Genomic DNA, 18130 nt, shown 5'->3' with positions numbered 1-18130 from the left:
TTCAGAAAACAACAGGGAGACCATCATGTCGGTCGAGTTCATCGGCTTTATCGCAAACAGCAACGCTTCCGAGACCATCGTGCGCCAGGGACCGGTGCTCGATCCGCACTATATCGAGACGGTGGCGAAGGCGCATGAGCTCGCCGGTTTCGACCGCGCGCTGCTGGCGTTCCATTCGACCACGCCGGATGCGCTGCAGATCGCCCAGCACGTGCTGACCATCACCAAGCAGCTCAAGGTGATGATCGCGCAGCGGCCGGGCTTTACCGCGCCGACGCTGCTGGCGCGCCAGCTCGCCACGCTGGACCAGCTCTATGATGGCCGCGTCTCGCTGCACGTCATCACCGGCGGCAACGCCATCGAACTGCGCCAGGACGGCAACACGCTCGACGACAAGGACGAGCGTTACGCCCGCACCAGCGAATTCCTCGACATCGTACGGCTCGAATGGACCAGCGAGAAGCCGTTCAACTACAGCGGCAAGTATTACACCGTCGAGAACGGCTTTTCGCAGGTGAAGCCGCTGCAGAAGGGCGGTATCTACACCTTCGTCGGCGGCGGCTCCGATGCCGCGATCGAGGTCTCGGGCAAGCATGCCGACACCTTTGCGCTGTGGGGCGAATCCTATGCGCAGGTGCGCGACGTGACCGCGCGCGTGCGTGCGGCGGCCGCGAAGCACGGGCGGCCGAGCCCGCGCTTCAGCCTGTCGGTGCGGCCGATCCTCGCCGATACCGAGGAAAAGGCCTGGCAGAAGGCCGAAGGGATCCTCGAGCGCGCCACCGCGCTGCAGGACCAGACCGGCTATCGCCGGCCCAATCACGCGACCGAGGGCGCCAAGCGGCTGTTGGCGGCGGCCGACCAGGGCGCGCGCATCGACAAGCGGCTGTGGACCGAGATCGCAAAGCTCACCGGCGCCAACAGCAACACCACCGCGCTGGTCGGCACGCCCGAGCAGGTCGCGGAAGTCTTCGCCGATTATTACGATCTCGGCGTCAGCCACTTCCTGATCCGCGGCTTCGATCCGCTTCCGGATGCCATCGACTACGGCGGCGAGCTGATCCCGCTGACGCGCAAGCTGATCGCCGAGCGCGACCAGCAGCGGGGGATCGCGGCGGAATGATCCGGTTCATTGTTGCAGCAGCGCTCGCATTCGCAGGCGCTGATCTCGCCAGCGCGCAGACCACGCTGCGCGTCGGCGACCAGAAGGGCAATTCGCAGGCGGTGATGGAAGCCGCGGGCGTGCTCAAGGACGTCCCCTACAAGATCGAGTGGAAGGAGTTTCCGGCGGCCGCGCCGCTGCTGGAGGCACTGAGCGCCGGTGCGATCGAGACCGGTCTCGTCGGCGACGCGCCCTTCACCTTCGCCGCCGCCTCCGGCGCGCCGGTGAAGGCGATCGCAGCGATCCGGCAGACCGGCGAGGGGCTCGCGATCCTCGTTCCCGAAAACTCGCCGATCAGGAGTTTTGCCGATCTGCGGGCTAAGAAGATCGCGACCGGCCGCGGCTCGATCGGCCATCAGCTGATCCTCGCCGCACTGGAAAAGAACGGGTGGGCTGCGAGCGACGTGCAGATCGCGTTCCTGGCGCCGTCGGACGCCAAGATCGCCTACACGCAAGGCTCGGTCGATGCGTGGTCGACCTGGGAGCCTTACGTCAGCCAGGAAGAGGTACTGTTCAAGTCACGCCGCATCATCACCGCGGAGGGCCTGACGCCGGGGCTGAGCTTTCAGGTGGCGCGGCCGGATGCGATCCGCGACAAGCGCGCCGAGCTGACCGACTTCATCCGCCGCCTCACCGTCGCGCGCGCGTGGTCATTGACGAATTCCAACGGCTATGCCGAGACCTGGGGCAAGCTGATGAACATCCCGACCGCCGTGCCGCAGAATTGGCTCTCGCGCGCAAAAATCCGCATCGCGCCGATCGACGACGGCGTGGTCGCGGACGAGCAGAGCACGATCGATCTGTATTTCCGCGGGGGCCTGATCAAGCAGAAGCTCGATGCCGCGGAGATCGTCGATCGCTCGTTTACGGATGCGATCGCCAAGGCGGGGTTGTAGAGAGCGCTTTCCCTCTCCCCTTGCGGGAGAGGGTGGCTCGCCGCGAAGCGGCGAGACGGGTGAGGGGTCTCTCTCCGCGATCACATCTCTGGCATCTTGAACTCGCGGATAGATACCCCTCATCCGGCGCTACGCGCCACCTTCTCCCGCAAGGGGAGAAGGGGATCAACGCACACCTGTCCCCCCTCAAAACATTTCTTCTGCACTTCACGCTGACGACGACACTTGCATTGCTATTTGCATCGCACCTCTTGCACCGCCGTCCGTCCCGTCAAAAATCATTCACACGACCACATCGGGAGACCGGCCATGGGCCTGCAAGAAACAAAAATCGAATCGCTTCCCTTCGTCACTGCTGAACTCAACTATCTCGCGCCGGTATCCGGCAAACCACGCACCTATGCCTTCGATCCGCCGCCGGGCGAGCCGAAAAGCACATCGCTGCCGGAGCCGCATCAGGTGCCGATCTTCGATGCGCGGCTGATCGCGAACAATGTCTCGCTCGATCGCGAGGGATTTGCGCTGGTGCGCCACCCGAACCAGGTGAAAGACTTTTACAACGACGAGGAGATACGGGCGGTCTACTATCCAGCCGTCGAGGCCTTCCTCCGCGCGACGTTGAAGGCTGACCGCGTCGTGATCTTCGATCACACCGTGCGCAGGCGGGTCGAGGGCGCCGCGGATATTCGTGACGGCGGTCCGCGCCAGCCTGCGACGCGCGTCCACGTCGACCAGACCGCTGTCTCAGGCGCCAACCGCGTGCGCGAGCATGTGCCTGATGAAGCCAAGGAGCTGCTCAAGGGCCGCGTCCAGGTGATCAACCTCTGGCGGCCGATCCGCGGGCCCCTGCGCGATTCACCACTCGCAATGGTCGACGGCAGCACGGTGTCGCCCGACGATCTCGTCGCTTCGGACCTGATCTATCCCAACCGTCGCGGCGAGACCTATTCGGTGAAATACAATCCGAACCATCGCTGGTTCTATTTCCCTGAGATGACGGCGGACGAGGCGCTGCTGCTCAAATGCTATGACTCAGCAACCGACGGCCGGACCCGTTTCGGGCCGCATACCGCCTTCGTCGATCCGACCACGCCGGCCGATGCCGCGCCGCGTGAGAGCATCGAAGTGCGCACGCTGGTCTTTCACAAGCGTTGAGGCGCTGTCGAGGGAGTTCAGCCGTGTCGGGCCGGACAACCCGACACGGCTGCAATCCGTCTGCTGACGTAGTGATCGGCCTCGTCCGTCATCGGCAGACATAGGCTCCGTTAACAAGCACGCGAACGCATCCGGTGCTCGCTGCCGCCGCGCCAACGGCCGCGCCGCCTACGACGGCGCGTCGTGTGGTGCGACGCGCAACGCCGGCCACGCTGACAGGCGTCAGGGGACGTCCGACCCTGGCCTCTGCACTGCTGACCGACAGCGCGAGTCCTTCGGTCGGCGACCACTGAAATGAACCGGATAGTCCGAGGCCGGCTATCAATGCAGCCAGTAGCAGCATTGTCGGCTTGCGATATGTCATGCTGACCTCCCGTCGTCTTAGAGTGAGAGGTCATCAGCCTACGGCTGGATCTCCAGACCATTGATCAGGATCAACAGGGCCGCGAAAGGTGCGGCGGTGTCTTGCCGCAGGCGGGTATTTCACAGGTCGTAACAATGTGTGATGGCACTGCCGGGCCTCGCCCGGCAGTGTTCCCGGAACCAACGGGAACTGCGCGACGTTGCAGCGCGGGGCAGGCCAACCGGGAGCGGTGCCGTGCGAGCGCAGCCAACGCTATTGTTGTGTTTGACCACTTTTTCGCTTTCTGCATTTTCCGTCGCCCACGCCGAAAGCGGACTTGCCTCATATTACGGATACGGGAAAGCCGCGAAGAGCGGTGAGCTGACTTGCGCGCACCGGACGCGTCCGTTCGGGAGCGTGCTCAGGGTGTCCTATGGCGGCCACTCGATCCAATGCCGCGTCAATGATCGCGGCCCCTTCATCCGCGGCCGCATCGTCGATCTGTCGGTGCCCGCCGCCCGCGCGCTCGGCATGATGAGCGCAGGCGTGGTGCGGGTCTCGGTGGAATAGGCGCGTAAGCCCGCTATAGTGCCGCCCAAAGCAAGGGGGAGGGGCGCTATGGCGAAAATCAGAGTCGGACTCGTCGGCTGCGGCTTTGTGTCGGAGCTGCATATGTATGCGTTCCGGCGCGTCTACGGTGTCGACGTCGAGGTTGCGGCGGTCGCCGCGCGCGGCGATCACGTCGTGGAGTTTGCCGCCCGCCATAACATCCCGCGGGTCTATCGCGGCTTTGCCGAATTGATCGCGGACCGCGCGCTTGATGTCATCGACATCTGCACGCCGCCCAATCTTCATGCGGAGATGATCGTCGCCAGCATGCAGGCCGGCAAGCACGTCATCTGCGAAAAGCCGTTTGCCGGCTATTTCGGCCGCAACAGTGACAGGGAGCCGATCGGCAAGCACGTGCCGAAGGCGCTGATGTATGAACGCGTGCTGGAGGAGATGGACGCAACGCGTGCCGCGATCGAGCGTACTGGAAAACTCTTCATGTATGCCGAGGACTGGATCTACGCACCGGCCGTGACCAAGACCGCCGAGATCCTCAAGGCGACGAAAGACAAAATCCTGTTCATGAAGGGCGAGGAGAGCCATTCCGGTTCGCACGCAGCGCATGCCGCGCAATGGGCGATGACCGGCGGCGGCTCGCTGATCCGGATGGGCTGCCATCCGCTCTCGGCCGTGCTCTATCTCAAGCAGGTCGAGGCCAAGGCGCGCGGCGAGACCATTGGGGTTGCCAGCGTCACTGGCGATGTCGGCAACGTCACGGCCGGCCTCAAGCCGGAGGAACGGACCTACATCAAGGCCAATCCGGTCGATGTCGAGGATTGGGGCACGCTGACGGTGACCTTCTCCGACGGCACCAAGGCCACCGTGTTCTCCGGCGACATGATCATGGGCGGCGTCCGCAATCTGATCGAGACCTACACCAGCGGCGGCTCGCTGTTCGCCAACATCACGCCGAACAACCATCTGATGAGCTACCAGACTTCTGAAGAGAAGCTCGCTCCGGTCTACATCACCGAGAAGGTCGACCGCAAAACCGGCTGGCAATATGTCTGTCTCGAGGAGGAATGGACGCGCGGCTATCTCCAGGAGATCCAGGATTTCATGGAATGCGCCGCCACGGGACGGCAGCCGCTGTCGGACCTCGCGCTGGCCTACGAGACGATCAAGGTGAACTATGCCGGCTATTGGGCGGCGGAGGAGGGACGGCGGGTGGTGTTGTAGGACGGAAAAGGTCGCCACAGGCACTCTGCAAATCCTTCTCCCCTTGTGGGAGAAGGTGGCGCGAAGCGCCGGATGAGGGGTATCTATCCGCGGGTCCATACTGAGAGAAGTGCTCGGTGAGGCAACCCCTCACCCGTCTCGCCGCTTTGCCATAGCCGACGCAAAGCATCGGCGTTCTAAGAACGGCGGCCGAAGGCCGCCTATGCCACCCTCTCCCACAAGGGGAGAGGGGAAGTGTGAGCGATGCCGCCTACCAGGCTCCGGCAGCCATCATCACGACAATGGTCAGGCAAGAGAGGCAGGCAATCGACGCAGCATAGAATTCAGGCGTGTTCAATGTTGCCTCCTGCAAATGTTCTGTCTTTCCAAGATACCGTTGCCGCGGCCTGATTATTCCCTCGTGCGCTTCAATTCGGCTTGGCGTTGCGGGTCCATCCCATCCGGCTCGACGGGATCGTCCTCCGGCAGAAAGAGTTTTGGATGTTTGCCCGTGAGCAGAAGCTGCTTGCGCATCTCGGCAAGGCGAGCACGGCAGAATTCCTTGTAGAGCAATTCGAATATGGCGGGCATTGTCACCCCCATCGCTGGAATTCACGAACTGAAAATGTCGGATCCCTGCTGGACGGCTTCGAAATGCGAGCCGGTTTGCCGGTTGTGCCAATGCTGAGCGCGATTGGCTGATCGGCTTGTACGTACGAAACGAAGCGCGGCTAGTTACCCAGATCACACTTTAGAAAGCTTTTGTTTCAAAGCGACGTCGTCTCACAACCAGCACGAGTTGCTCGGTGGTCGAAAATCCAACTACAGCGCGAAAACAATGACCACCGGATGCATTTGCCTTCAGCTGCAACGCGACGAACAATGACGGCCTTGCACCGCCAAGCGCCCGCCGTGGGAGATCATCCCCTCCCACGAGGAGAGAGGATGCGTTGCGTCGTATGGATGAAAGAGCGTCGCGAAGCCTCAGGTCAGATGCACTTCATCGTCCCGTTGGGCATGCGCGTGGCCGGATGGCCGGTCTTGCGGATGCAGTAGTCTTCGTTCTGTCCACCGAAAACGCAGCGGCCGGCTGCACTGCGATGTTGGTTTGGACCGCAGCCGCCAAGGGCAACGGCGGGGGTCGACGTCAACCAGAGACCAGCCAAGAGAACAACAATTCCAAACAGAGCAGCAGAAAGAGTCTTCATGAATACCTCCACCTCTCGCGCCATCGTGATGAATGGCGGCCCTCTATATCACGAGCGTGGAACTCTCATAAATGGCTCAGGCCCGACAAGAAAGCGCTGTCAGGCTGGTGTCAGGTAGCTATGCCCCGTAAGTCGAGCCCTTCGGCAGCGGAAACACCGGATCCTGGGTACGGATGTTGGTCGGCCACACCACCGAGATGTGCTCGCCGGCGTTCTGCATCACCACCGGCGTCGAGCGTTCGTTCTGGCCGGAGAGCGGCGTGCCCGGCGGGAAGAATTTCACGCCGTAGCCCTGGATGGTGCCGCCGGGCGGGATGTCGACGTCGAGGGCGGCCTTGCGAATGGCCTCCGGCTCGAAGCTGCCGTATTTCTCTTTCGCCACCGGCAGCACGTTGTTGAGCAGCACCCAGGTCTGGTTGAAGCCCATCGAGCAATGCGGCGGCACGTCGGTCGCGCCGGTCTTGGCCTGGTAGCGCGTGACCATGGTCTTGATCAGATCGCCCATGCCGGGCGCGAGCTTCGACGGATCGAGCAACTGCGCCGGCACCGGATCGATGTTGCAAAAATTGTCGATGTCGGCGCCGAAGGCGGTGCGCAGCTTGTCGAGTTGGCTGTAGCCAGCGCCGGCGCCGAACAGCATCTTGAAGCGCAATCCGCTCTCGCGCGCCTGGCGCAGAAACAGGGTGATGTCCGGGTTGTAGCCGGCGTGCGAGATCACATCGACCTTGGCGCGCTTGAGTTTTGTGACGAGCACCGAGAGGTCGGGCGCGGAGGCCGAATAGCCCTCGCGCAGCACCACCTGGATGCCGGCCTCCTTGGCATAGGCCTCGTCTGCGGCGGCGACGCCGACGCCATAGGGACCGTCCTCGTGGATCAGCGCGACCTTGACCTCCTTGGGGTCCATGCCGAGCTTGCCCTTGGCGTGCTCGGCGATGAAGCCGGCAAAGGCCTGGCCGTATTGATCCGAATGAATCTGCGCGCGAAAAACGTATTGCAGGTTCTTGTCCTTGAACACGGCGGTCGAGACCGCAGTCGTGATCCAGAGGATCTTCTTTTGCTGCTCGACCTTCGCCGCCATCGGCACGGCATGCGCGCTGGAATAGACGCCGTTGATGATGTCGATCTTCTCCTGGCTGATCAGCCGCTCGGCCTCGTTGATGGCAACGTCGGCCTTGCTCTGGGAGTCGGCGGAGACGGGCACGATCCTGGTCTTGCCGCCGATGCCGCCCTTCTCGTTGACGAGATCGATGGCGATCTGCGCGCCGACCGAGGAGGCGACCGAGCCGCCCGCGGCGAATGGTCCGGTGAGATCGTAGATCAGGCCGATGCGCAAATTCTCGGCTTGCGCCTGGGCCCGGGTCCAATCGAGGCTGAGTGTGGCGGCGGCAGCCGCCGTACCCTTCAGCAGCTGCCTGCGTGAAGTCGGCATCCTATTCCTCCCTCCGAACCGTCGTTTGCGACTGGTTTTATGCTTTTTTGCGAGTATTTGGAGGGGGCTTGTGAAAGTCAACATGCACCGCACCAGGCAATTCGGACGCGCTGCAGACCATGATCGCGTCGGCATTTTTCCCTGAGTCTCATTCTTTTGCGCTGCGCTGTCCCTTGATCCGGATCATTCGATTGCGCTGCGTCAGGGTGGACGCGAACATCCACTTGTCACGCGTGTGTTTTCAGCTTCGTCGCAACGCGGCATCGTCTCCCGCAATTGTGATGGTTTTGCTTGACGCGTTCGCAGCAGGGCAGGGCCCACGACCGGCATTCGGCTTGTGCGCATCGGAGGTTGCGTGCCATCCTAGCGGGGCAAATTGCACGGGAAGCCCAATTCCCGGCTTGGCCATTGCGCCGCGTTTAGGGTTGAAACAAAAGCTTAGGGAGAAGAGACATGGTGTGGACGCTTCGTTTTGCGGGGCTCGCTTGCGTTGGCCTGCTGCTGTCCCCGGTCAGTGCCTTGGCAGGGCCGAAGGTCGTATCCGGTCCGGGCGCCGATCCCGGTTGCTTCAAGCCCTGGTCTGCTCAAACCAAGTTCTTCCAGTGGGACAAGAAGCCCGGTCCCTACAAGATCGCGCTCGTCAACGGCTTCGTCGGCAACACCTGGCGCATTCAGATGGTGAAGACCGCCAAGGCCTTCGCCGCGCAGCCGGGCATCAAGGAGAACATCAAGGAGTTCAAGGTCGTCTCGACCGGCACCGATGTTGCAGCGCAACTCGGCGCGATGGAGGACTTCATCAATCAGGGCTTCGACGCCATCGTCACGATTGCGGTGGCCCCCGATGGCTTCGACCGCATCATCCGCCTCGCCGACAAGAACAACGTGGTCGTGGTTCCCTTCGACAACGTCCTCGACACCGACAAGGTGATGATGGTCAACGAGGACCAGAAGGAAATGGGCCGCATGTCGGCGAAGTGGTTGATCGATGAGAGCGGCAAGAAGGCGGGCGACATCCTCGAAGTCCGCGGCCTGCCGGGCAATTCGGTCGACCGTGACCGCCATCTCGGCTTCCGCGAGGTCATGGAAGCTTCGGGCAACAGCTTCAAGATCACCGAAGTGGTCGGCAATTGGGATACCGGCACCTCGCAGAAGGTGACGGCGGACGCGCTCGCGGTGCACGGCCATTTCGACGGCGTGTTCACGCAAGGCGGCTCCGACGGCACCGTGCAGGCGCTGATGTCGGCGAAGCATCCCTTCGTCCCGATGTCGGGCGAGGGTGAGAACGAGTACCGCAAGCAGATCGCCGATCACGCCAAGGACGGGCTCAAGGGCATGTCCTACGGCCAGTCTCCGGCGCTGGTCGCCATCGCCACCAAGGCGGCGATCTCCGCGTTGCAGGGCAATGTGATGCCGCAGCTCATCTCGATCCCGATTCCGGTTGCGACCTACAAGGATCTGAAGCCCGGCACCAACTACTGGCCGGACCTCAACGCAAACTTCTTCGCGCCGAACCAGTTCACGCCCTGCGGCGTCAACTTCACGGCGCCGGAGATCATGTCGCAGAGCGAGAAGAACACCCAGTGAGCGGACTGGAGATGTCCCGGTTGCGGCCCGGCGTTTGCCGGGCCGCCGCTGCCTGAGCCCGCCATGCCGGACGCCATTTCGAGCCAATCCGCCTTCCTCACCTTGTCCGGAATCTCCAAGCGCTACGCCGGTGTGCGGGCGCTCGAAGGCGTCGACTTCGCATGCGAGCGCGGCAAGATCCACGCGGTGCTGGGCGAGAACGGCGCCGGCAAGTCGACGCTGATCAAGATCATCGCCGGCGTCGTCCAGCCCGATACCGGCACCATGCAGCTCGGCGGACGCGATGTGAGCTTCGCGACGCCGTCCGCGGCCAATGCAGCCGGCGTCGTCTGCATCTTCCAGGAATTGTCGCTGATGCCCGACCTCTCGGTCGCGGACAACATCTCGATCGCGTCGCCGCCGCGCCGCTTCGGCCTCATCGACGCGCGGGCGCAGCGCCGCCGGGCCGAAGAGCTGCTGGCCGTGATCGGTTGCGAGGACGTCAATCCCCTGATGCGCGTGCGCGATCTGCCGCTGTCGCGCCGCCAGGTGGTGGAGATCGCCAAGGCGCTCGGCAAGAAGCCGCAACTCCTGATCCTCGACGAGGCCACATCGGCCCTCACCAGTGCCGACGTCGAGAAGGTGTACGCCATGCTGGCACGGCTCAAGGCCGAGGGCGTTGCCATTCTCTACATCTCGCACCGGATGCACGAGGTCGAGGCGCTGGCCGACCGCGCCTCCGTGTTCCGCAACGGGCGCCATATCGAGACCTTCGACAAGGGCCGGCGCTCGACTGCCGATATCGTTCAGCTCATGATCGGGCGTGACATCGCCACCCAATATCCTCCAAAGCCCGCGCGCGGATCGCCGAAGCCGATGCTGGCTGTCGATAATCTGAGCTGGGACAAGAGTCTCGATCGCATCTCGCTCCGCGTAGGCGCCGGCGAGATCGTCGGCCTCGGCGGGCTGGATGGCCAGGGCCAGAAATCCCTGCTGCTGGCGCTGTTCGGCGTGCTGCGCGGCATCTCCGGGCAGGTCACGGTCGAGGGTCGCGAGGTGCGTCCGGGATCTCCGGCGGCGGCGAAGTCGGTCGGCATCGCGCTCGTGCCGGAGGATCGCAAGACTGAAGGCCTGATGCTGCCGATGTCGATATCAGACAATCTGGTGATTGCCTCGCTCGACGCGATCTCGACCGGACCTCTGGTCGACCGTGCGCGCGAGACAGAGGCGATCAAGCGCGGCATCGCGCGGCTGCAGATCAAGATCGGCGCGCCCGGCGACGCGGTCGCCACGCTCTCCGGCGGCAACCAGCAGAAGGTCGTTCTCGCCAAATGGCTGATGACCGATCCGCGCATCATCCTGCTCAACGATCCCACGCGCGGCATCGATGTCGGCACCAAGCAGGAGCTTTACCGGCTGATGCGCGAGCTCGCCGACCAGGGTGCCGCCATCCTGTTCTACTCGACCGACTATGACGAGCTCATCGGCTGCTGCGACCGGGTGGCGATCATGTATGACGGGCGCATCGTGCGCGAGCTCGAAGGTGACGAGCTCAACGAGACCAACATCATCGCCAGCGCGCTGAACATCGACGCGGCGACGCCGGACTCGCCCGGAGCCGCCCATGCTTGACGATGTCGCCATCAGGATTCGCCAGAACATCGGCATCGTCACCGCCGTCCTGTTGTTCTCCATCCTCTACCTGCTCTACAATCTCGCCCACCCCAGGGGCTTCTCGTCAGCGGTTCTGGTGCAGAACGGCGACGAGATATTCGCGCTCGCCATGGTGGCGATGGCCCAGACCGTGCCGGTGCTGGCGTCGGGGCTGGATCTCTCGGTGGGCGCCGTCATGACCATGGTGGGGTGTTTCGCGAGCTACCTGCTCACGGGTGCGGCGGGGGGCACTCCGTTGCATCTCGACATCTTCGGTCTGCATCTCGGCCTCGGCACCTTTCCCGGCGGCGTGAGCGGCATCCTGCTCGGGATTGTCATCTGCCTCGCGATCGGCGCGCTGGCCGGCTTCGTCAACGGCTGCGTCGTCGTCTATGGACGCATCCAGCCGATCATCGCGACGCTCGCGACCGGCGCGGTCTATATCGGCATTGCGCTGTTCCTGCGGCCGACGCCGGGCGGCAAGATCGACGAGGATCTCAACTGGGCGCTGACCAATTCGCTCGGGGATTTCGCCGCGACCGTCCATATCTTCGATGATGGTGCAGCCGCCTGGTTTGCGCCGTTGGCCTGGATCCCGGTGCCGTTCGTGCTGCTGGTCTTGATCGCGCTGCTGGTCTGGGTGCCGTTCCGCCGCTCCGTGCTCGGCCGGGCTGTGTATGCGGTCGGCTCAGCTGAAGGCGCGGCCTACATGTCCGGCCTTCCGATCGAGCGCGCCAAGATCGCGGCCTTCACGCTCGCCGGCTTCTTCGCCGGCTGTGGCGGCCTGTTCCTCGCCATCCAGACATCCTCAGGCAATGCCGACATCCCGCAGGCCGGCGCCTATACGCTCAACTCGATCGCCTCCGTCGTCATCGGCGGCACCTCGCTGCTCGGCGGGACCGGCAGCGCGATCGGCTCGATCTTCGGTGCCATGGTCCTGCGCGTCATCTCGTTCTTCTTCCGTATCTTCGACATCGCGCCGTTGTTGCAACCGCTGTTCGAGGGCCTGATCCTGCTGGCGGCGGTCAGCATCGGCGCGCTCGGCGTCCTGCGCGTCAAGAACACGCTGGAGCTGTTCCGATGAGTTCGGCCTCGCTCAGTCTCTCGCGCGATGACCGTCCGATCCTGATCGCGGCGCTGTTCATCCTCGTCATCCTGGTGGCGGGCACGGTCTACACATTTGCCCGCTTCGGCAGTGCGCCGCTGCTGTCGCCGACCTATTTGTTGCAGCAGCTTCAGATCGGCGCCTTCCTCGGCATCGTGGCCGCCGGGATGATGATGGTGATCCTGATCGCCCAGATCGATCTGTCGGTGCCGTGGACGCTGGCCGCGGCTGCCATGATGGCGACCTCGATCGGCGGGCCGCTCGCAATTCCGGTCGGGCTCGGGGTCGGGCTTCTGGTCGGTCTCGTCAACGGCATCGGGGTTGCCTATCTGCGCGTGCCCTCGATGATCTTCACGCTTGGCGTCAACGCGGTGATGCGCGGCCTGATGGTTGCGCACACCGGCGGCTACGCGCCGCAGACCGGCGCCACCGACCTGATGCGGATGCTCGCCGGCGACCGCACGCTCGGTATTCCCAACGCCTTGTTCGTCTGGATCGCCGTGTCGGTGCTCGTCACGATTGTTCTGCAGCGCACAACGCTCGGCCGCTATGTCTATGCCATCGGCAACAAGGAGGCAGCCGCCTATCTGGCCGGCGTCGACACCCGCCGCATCACCGTGGTCTGCTTCGTCCTGTGCGGTCTTGCAGCCGCGCTCGCCGGCGTGCTGCTCGCCGGCTACTCCACCAAGGCCTATCAGGGCATGGGGGATGCCTATCTGCTGCCGTCGATCGCGGCGGTCGTGATCGGCGGCACCCATATCCTCGGCGGCCGCGGCCGCTATCTCGGGACGCTGATCGGCGTCGTGCTGATCGTGCTGCTCAACAGCGTGCTGTCGATCATGGACATGCCCGAGGCCGGCCGCCAGGTGATCTACGGCCTCGTCATCATCTTCATGCTGCTGGTCTACGGGCGCGGCGAACGTGTCACGAGTTGACGCCGCGCCATCGTACCCCTTGCGGATCAGAGAAACGGCGACGCCAGGGCCGGAGTCTCGACCAGCGCGTGAGCGGCATACTCGAGCGCAGATCTAATCTGCGCCCGGGTTGAAGGACCGCAGATGCATATTCTCACGGCCTCGGGAGGCGGATCGCTCACGACAAAGGCGTCGCTTGCGACCACACCGATGCCGGTCTGCCGCATATGCCCCACGAAAGCCGATCGGTTCCAGGCGTCGGGCAGCGCGACCCACAGGTTGAAGCTCAGCGGATCGCCGCGATAGGACCCCTTGGGCAGGATTTCGGCGGCGAGCTTCTGTCGCGCCGAAGTCTCGGCCCGGATGAACCGCAACATCGTGTCCGCGGTGCCGTCTTCGATCCAGCGCGTCGCGATCGCCACGGTGAGGGGAGATGCCATCACAGTCGCTGACCGCAGCGCCGAGGCAAACGGCCAGGCCGAGCGCGTATCGGGCACGACGACATAGGCGGTGCGCAAGCCCGCTCCGATGCATTTTGCCAGTCCCGCGACGTGCCAGGTCAGATCGGGCGCGATGGCCGCGAAGGGTGCGTGGCCGTGGCCGTGCTCGGGAATGAAGCCATAGGCATCGTCCTCGATGATCGGCAGCTTGAAGCGTCGTGCGATCGCGACGATCTCGCGCCGTCGCGAGTCCGGAATCGTCAGGGTCGTCGGATTCTGCAGCGTCGGATTGAGGTAGATGGCCTTGGGCTTCAGCTTCTTGCAGGCGTCCGTCAGCGCCTGCGGCTCGATGCCGTCGCCATCCATCGGCAGGCCGACGAGCGTGATGCCGAGCTGCGCGGCGATGGACCTGATCCCGGGATAGGTGATGGCCTCGCACAGCACCGCCTCGCCTGATTTCGCGAGGATCGAGAGAATGCCAAGCAGCGCCGGATGTGCGCCCGGCGAGACGAAAATGCGGCTCTGTGCCGGCACCAGCGCACGGCGGCCGAGCCAGCTCGACGCGGCATCCTTGTCGGCCTGCGTGCCGCCAAAGCCCTGGTAGCGCAGCAGCGACACGACGTCGCGCAGCACATGTTCGGCGCCGGCCTGCATCCGCTCGATCAATTCGGGATCATCAGGCTCTGGCGGCAGGTTCATCGACAGGTCGACGGGACGGGGCGGAAAGCTCGTCGCCGAGCGCCGCGGGCGCGGCTTGTCGCGAACGAAAGTTCCCTGTCCGACCTTCGATTCAATCAACCCGCGCTTCTGGGCTTCGACGTAGCCGCGTGCAACGGTGGTGAAATCGACATCGAGGCGCTTGGCGAGTTTCCGCTGTGGCGGCAGGCGGTCGCCGATCACAAGCCGTCCGGCAGCGATATCGTCGGCAATTGCGTCTGCAATCGCGAGATAGCGCGGCTTGTCGCTGTTCGATAGATCGGGGCGCCAGTCGGCCATTGCTCGGTTCCGTCAAGTTACGTCAGTAGAATTGACTGTATATTGTTGCAAGCGTCGAGGCAATTGCATCGCGGCTATTGCTTGCCTCGGCGAGGCGGTTCCGCCTGAGCATGTTGCACACCGATCGAGCGCGCTGCCCAGCATTTCTCAGGCATTATTTTTCGACCATTGGGCAAACATATCCATATCCAGTCAGGTCTCCATTCAACATTGAATGTACAAATGAATGTATATTGTATGGGTTGATGATTTGTAGTGCAGAACGCTGCTTGGCACATTGATTGCAAAACCTGATCTCGATCCGGGAGGCCCGGACGTGAACAGGAGATGTCTATGCCAGCAGTGAACATGCCCGCGCGTCAGAAGGGCGACTTTCTTGTCGACTACGAAGAGAAGGTTTTCGAGGACGTCAAAGCAAAGCCCGGTGAGAAGGCGCTCGTCACCTTCCACACCGTCGCGTTCGAAGGCTCCATCGGCCTCGTCAACATTCTCCAGGCGCTGCGCCTGAAGCGGAAGGGTTTCGAGACCTCGGTTCTGCTCTACGGTCCCGGTGTCACGCTCGGTATTCAGCGCGGCTTTCCGAAGATCGGCGACGAAGCCTTCCCTGGCGCGCAGAACTTCAATAACCAGCTCGCAAAGTTCATGGATGAAGGCGGCAAGGTCTACGCGTGCCGGTTCGCGCTGCAGGCGCTCTACGGCCATGGCGAGCCGTCACTCATTCCGGGCATCCGGCCGATCAATCCACTGGATGTGCTCGACCTCATGCTGATTCACCGCAGGGACGACGCGTTCATGATCCACACCTGGACCGTCTGATCCCGGTTGGCTCGCGCGGCGGACGAGGGAGGAGCGCAGTGACAGCGAAGCGCACGATCAGGGCCGGCGCGATTCAGATTGCGCCGGATCTGGAGACGCCGACCGGAACGGTCGACCGGATCCTGGCGGCTATCACGGAGGCCGCCGGCAAGGGAGTCCAGTTCTCCGTTTTTCCGGAGACGTTCGTTCCCTGGTACCCGTATTTCTCCTTTGTCCGTCCGCCGGTCCTGAGCGGCGCCGAGCACATCCAGCTCTACGACAACGCCGTCGTCGTGCCTGGTCCCGTGACGGACGCGGTTGCGCAAGCGGCCAGGCGTCACGGCATGGTGGTGGTGCTCGGCGTCAACGAGCGCGATCACGGCTCGCTTTACAACACCCAGCTCGTGTTCGACGCGAACGGCGCGCTCGTCCTGAAGCGGCGCAAGATCACGCCGACATTTCATGAGCGCATGATCTGGGGGCAGGGCGATGGCGCCGGGTTGAAGGTGGTCGAGACCGCGGTCGGCCGGGTCGGCGCGCTGGCCTGCTGGGAGCATTACAATCCACTCGCCCGCTACGCGCTGATGGCCCAGCACGAAGAAATCCATGCGGCCCAGTTTCCGGGATCGCTGGTCGGACAGGTCTTTGCCGATCAGATCGAGGTGACGATCCGGCATCATGCGCTGGAAAGCGGATGCTTCGTCGTCAACGCCACCGGCTGGCTGACCGAGGAGCAGATTGCGAAAATCTCGCCCGAAGAGAGCCTGCGCAAAGGCCTGCGCGGCGGCTGCATGACCGCGATCGTCTCCCCCGAAGGCAATCATCTGGTGCCGCCGTTGACCAGCGGCGAGGGCATCCTTGTCGCCGATCTCGATCTCGCTTTGATCACCAAACGCAAGCGGATGATGGACTCGGTCGGCCACTACGCCCGGCCGGAGCTGCTTTCGCTGGTGCTGAACGACCAGGCCGCGCGTCCGATGCACGGCTTTCACCCGAACCGCCTCGCGCCCATTCCGGGAGACCAATCAGATGAGACCGCAGATGCTGCAACCCAAGGCGATGCCGACCGAGCAATTGATCAACGAGTTGCAGTCCTTCGGGGTCCGGCTCGCTGATCCCAAGACCGCGGGAACCGGCCGCCGCGGCGGTGCCGGGCCGTCGGATCATACGCCGTTCACGATCGACGGCGCGACCGTGATGATTCCGGTCCACAACGCACCGGCCTTCGAGAGTCCCTATCTCGTCGAGCGCCCGGACGAGGCCGGACGAAGCCGCATCTCGCGCGACGGCGTGGTGCTCGCCGAGGTATCGTTTCCGTTGCGGCCCAAATTCTACGACCGCACCACCGAGGACGGCGTTCCCTATTGGAAGATTGCGACCCTGCACGGGCGCGACGTTCTCGCTACCACGGTGCTGCAGACCTGCATTCGCTACCAGAGCCGCACCAAGACCTGTCAGTTCTGCGCCATCGGCCAGTCGCTCGCGGCGGGACGTACGGTCGAACGCAAGACGCCGGCACAGCTTGCCGAAGTGGCCAAGGCGGCCGTCGAGCTCGACGGTATCAGGCACATGGTGATGACGACGGGCACGCCGCATACGTCCGATCGCGGCGCCGGGATCCTTGCGGAGAGTGCGCAGGCCGTTAAAGCCGCTGTCGACCTGCCGATCCAGGCGCAATGCGAACCGCCGGATGATTTTGCCTGGTTTGGGCGCATGAAGAGTGCGGGCGTCGACGCGCTCGGCATGCATCTGGAGGTGATCGGCCCCGCCGTGCGGCAAAGGATCATGCCCGGCAAGGCGCAGGTCTCGATCGAACAATATATGGAGGCGTTTGCTGTGGCCGTCCCGGTGTTCGGCCGCGGTCAGGTCTCGACCTATATCCTGGCTGGCCTTGGCGACGAGCCTTCCGAGATCCTCGCGCTGTCGCGCCGGCTCATCGATATCGGCGTCTATCCCTTCGTCGTGCCGTTCGTGCCGATTGCCGGCACGCCGCTGGAGAGCCATGCGACGCCGTCTGCGGCGTTCATGCACGACATCCTGCGGCCGCTCGCCGAGATGCTGCGCGCCGGCGGCATACGCGCCACTGACATCAAGGCAGGCTGCGGCAAATGCGGCGCCTGTTCGGCCCTGTCCACCTACGAACGCGGAGCAAGCGCATGATGTTCGAGCCGTTCAAGCCATTCGTTGCTCCGGAATTCCAGGTGAAGTTCGCAACCGAAGCCTGGGAGCGTGCTGCCGCCGCAGCCCTGCGCCGCGACGTCTTCTGCGAGGAGCAGGGCGTGTTTGCGGGCGATGACCGCGACGCGGTCGACGATATCGCCATTCCGCTCGTGGCCGTGTCGCTGCTCGGCGTGGCCGAGGCCGATGTCGTCGGCACCGTGCGCATTCACGCCGATGAACACGAGGCGGACGTGTGGTGGGGCTCCCGCCTTGCCGTCGACAAGGGCTATCGCCGGCTCAGCGCGGTTGGCGCCGGTCTGATCCGGCTTGCGGTCTCCTCCGCGCATGCGCGGGGCTGCCGGCGCTTCCTTGCCAACGTGCAGAGTCAGAATGCGCTCCTGTTCCAGCACATGCACTGGCGCTCGCTCGGCGAATTCGAGCTCCATGGCCGGCCGCACCATCGCATGGAGGCTGACCTCGACCACTATCCGCCGTTCCGGACGCCCGAAACCGGCTTCCGGTCACTCGCAAAACTGGCGGCCTGATC

General features: G+C 63.8%; 18 protein-coding genes. 14 read left to right on the top strand and 4 right to left on the bottom strand.

The annotated features are described in order from the left end of the window. Window positions 1–25: 25 nt before the first annotated feature. The 3 genes from V1280_RS18475 (at window position 26) to V1280_RS18465 (ending at window position 3210) form a co-directional block, all read left to right on the top strand. Window positions 26–1120: an LLM class flavin-dependent oxidoreductase gene (locus V1280_RS18475; RefSeq protein ID WP_334526895.1), complete on the top strand. Its 1095-nt coding sequence runs from the start codon at window positions 26–28 to the stop codon at window positions 1118–1120. Continuing rightward, window positions 1117–2055 carry an ABC transporter substrate-binding protein gene (locus V1280_RS18470; protein WP_334526892.1) on the top strand — a complete coding sequence of 313 codons (939 nt, stop codon included), beginning with the start codon at window positions 1117–1119 and terminating at the stop codon, window positions 2053–2055. The genes V1280_RS18475 and V1280_RS18470 overlap by 4 nt, the downstream gene beginning before the upstream one ends. Window positions 2056–2364: 309 nt before the next feature. After that, complete coding sequence (locus V1280_RS18465) at window positions 2365–3210, top strand: CmcJ/NvfI family oxidoreductase (protein WP_334526889.1); 846 nt, start codon at window positions 2365–2367, stop codon at window positions 3208–3210. An 88-nt stretch (window positions 3211–3298) separates the two neighbouring features. Here the strand turns inward: V1280_RS18465 and V1280_RS18460 are convergent, their stop codons facing one another. Then, window positions 3299–3574, bottom strand: a complete 276-nt coding sequence (locus V1280_RS18460; protein ID WP_334526886.1) for a hypothetical protein — start codon at window positions 3572–3574, stop codon at window positions 3299–3301. Between the two features lie 234 nt (window positions 3575–3808). On the opposite strand from V1280_RS18460, the gene V1280_RS18455 reads away from it, so the two are divergent. The 3 genes from V1280_RS18455 (at window position 3809) to V1280_RS18445 (ending at window position 6022) form a co-directional block, all read left to right on the top strand. Beyond that, entirely contained in the window at window positions 3809–4123 is a 315-nt protein-coding gene (locus V1280_RS18455; RefSeq protein ID WP_334526883.1) for a septal ring lytic transglycosylase RlpA family protein, read from the top strand. A gap of 48 nt (window positions 4124–4171) precedes the next feature. After that, window positions 4172–5341: a Gfo/Idh/MocA family protein gene (locus tag V1280_RS18450; protein WP_334526880.1), complete on the top strand. Its 1170-nt coding sequence runs from the start codon at window positions 4172–4174 to the stop codon at window positions 5339–5341. A gap of 480 nt (window positions 5342–5821) precedes the next feature. Next, window positions 5822–6022, top strand: a complete 201-nt coding sequence (locus V1280_RS18445) for a hypothetical protein (protein ID WP_334526877.1) — start codon at window positions 5822–5824, stop codon at window positions 6020–6022. 287 nt (window positions 6023–6309) lie between these two features. Here V1280_RS18445 and V1280_RS18440 read toward each other — a convergent pair whose 3' ends face one another. Together V1280_RS18440 and V1280_RS18435 are read right to left on the bottom strand one after the other, a co-directional pair. Continuing rightward, window positions 6310–6528, bottom strand: a complete 219-nt coding sequence (locus tag V1280_RS18440; RefSeq protein WP_334526875.1) for a GCG_CRPN prefix-to-repeats domain-containing protein — start codon at window positions 6526–6528, stop codon at window positions 6310–6312. A gap of 118 nt (window positions 6529–6646) precedes the next feature. Further along, on the bottom strand, window positions 6647–7957 hold the full coding sequence (locus V1280_RS18435; RefSeq protein WP_334526872.1) for an ABC transporter substrate-binding protein: 1311 nt from the start codon (window positions 7955–7957) through the stop codon (window positions 6647–6649). A gap of 453 nt (window positions 7958–8410) precedes the next feature. On the opposite strand from V1280_RS18435, the gene V1280_RS18430 reads away from it, so the two are divergent. The 4 genes from V1280_RS18430 (at window position 8411) to V1280_RS18415 (ending at window position 13213) form a co-directional block, all read left to right on the top strand. Continuing rightward, window positions 8411–9541 (top strand): sugar ABC transporter substrate-binding protein, encoded by a 1131-nt coding sequence (locus tag V1280_RS18430; protein ID WP_148778553.1) that lies wholly within the window; start codon window positions 8411–8413, stop codon window positions 9539–9541. A 63-nt stretch (window positions 9542–9604) separates the two neighbouring features. After that, window positions 9605–11152 carry a sugar ABC transporter ATP-binding protein gene (locus V1280_RS18425; protein WP_334526866.1) on the top strand — a complete coding sequence of 516 codons (1548 nt, stop codon included), beginning with the start codon at window positions 9605–9607 and terminating at the stop codon, window positions 11150–11152. Further along, on the top strand, window positions 11145–12257 hold the full coding sequence (locus V1280_RS18420) for an ABC transporter permease (protein ID WP_334526863.1): 1113 nt from the start codon (window positions 11145–11147) through the stop codon (window positions 12255–12257). The genes V1280_RS18425 and V1280_RS18420 overlap by 8 nt, the downstream gene beginning before the upstream one ends. After that, entirely contained in the window at window positions 12254–13213 is a 960-nt protein-coding gene (locus V1280_RS18415; RefSeq protein WP_334526860.1) for an ABC transporter permease, read from the top strand. Before V1280_RS18420 ends, V1280_RS18415 begins: the two co-directional genes overlap by 4 nt. A gap of 26 nt (window positions 13214–13239) precedes the next feature. On the opposite strand, the gene V1280_RS18410 is transcribed toward V1280_RS18415, so the two are convergent. Beyond that, window positions 13240–14628, bottom strand: coding sequence for an aminotransferase-like domain-containing protein (locus V1280_RS18410; protein WP_334526857.1), 1389 nt, complete (start codon window positions 14626–14628; stop codon window positions 13240–13242). Window positions 14629–14961: 333 nt separating this feature from the next. Between V1280_RS18410 and V1280_RS18405 the strand changes: the two genes are divergently transcribed. The 4 genes from V1280_RS18405 to V1280_RS18390 are packed head-to-tail and all read left to right on the top strand — an operon-like array spanning window position 14962 to window position 18128. After that, window positions 14962–15444, top strand: coding sequence for an MSMEG_0572/Sll0783 family nitrogen starvation response protein (locus V1280_RS18405; protein ID WP_148778558.1), 483 nt, complete (start codon window positions 14962–14964; stop codon window positions 15442–15444). Between the two features lie 38 nt (window positions 15445–15482). Then, window positions 15483–16538 (top strand): Nit6803 family nitrilase, encoded by a 1056-nt coding sequence (locus tag V1280_RS18400; RefSeq protein WP_334526852.1) that lies wholly within the window; start codon window positions 15483–15485, stop codon window positions 16536–16538. Continuing rightward, the gene (locus tag V1280_RS18395) at window positions 16465–17583 is read left to right on the top strand and encodes an MSMEG_0568 family radical SAM protein (protein ID WP_334526849.1); all 1119 of its coding nucleotides are present in this window, start codon (window positions 16465–16467) and stop codon (window positions 17581–17583) included. Before V1280_RS18400 ends, V1280_RS18395 begins: the two co-directional genes overlap by 74 nt. Continuing rightward, on the top strand, window positions 17580–18128 hold the full coding sequence (locus tag V1280_RS18390; protein WP_334526847.1) for an MSMEG_0567/Sll0786 family nitrogen starvation N-acetyltransferase: 549 nt from the start codon (window positions 17580–17582) through the stop codon (window positions 18126–18128). The genes V1280_RS18395 and V1280_RS18390 overlap by 4 nt, the downstream gene beginning before the upstream one ends. Window positions 18129–18130 lie beyond the last annotated feature (2 nt).

Origin of the sequence: Bradyrhizobium sp. AZCC 2230 (assembly GCF_036924495.1) — a bacterium.
Lineage (GTDB): Bacteria > Pseudomonadota > Alphaproteobacteria > Rhizobiales > Xanthobacteraceae > Bradyrhizobium > Bradyrhizobium rifense.
This window is presented reverse-complemented; position numbering and strand designations above follow the sequence as displayed.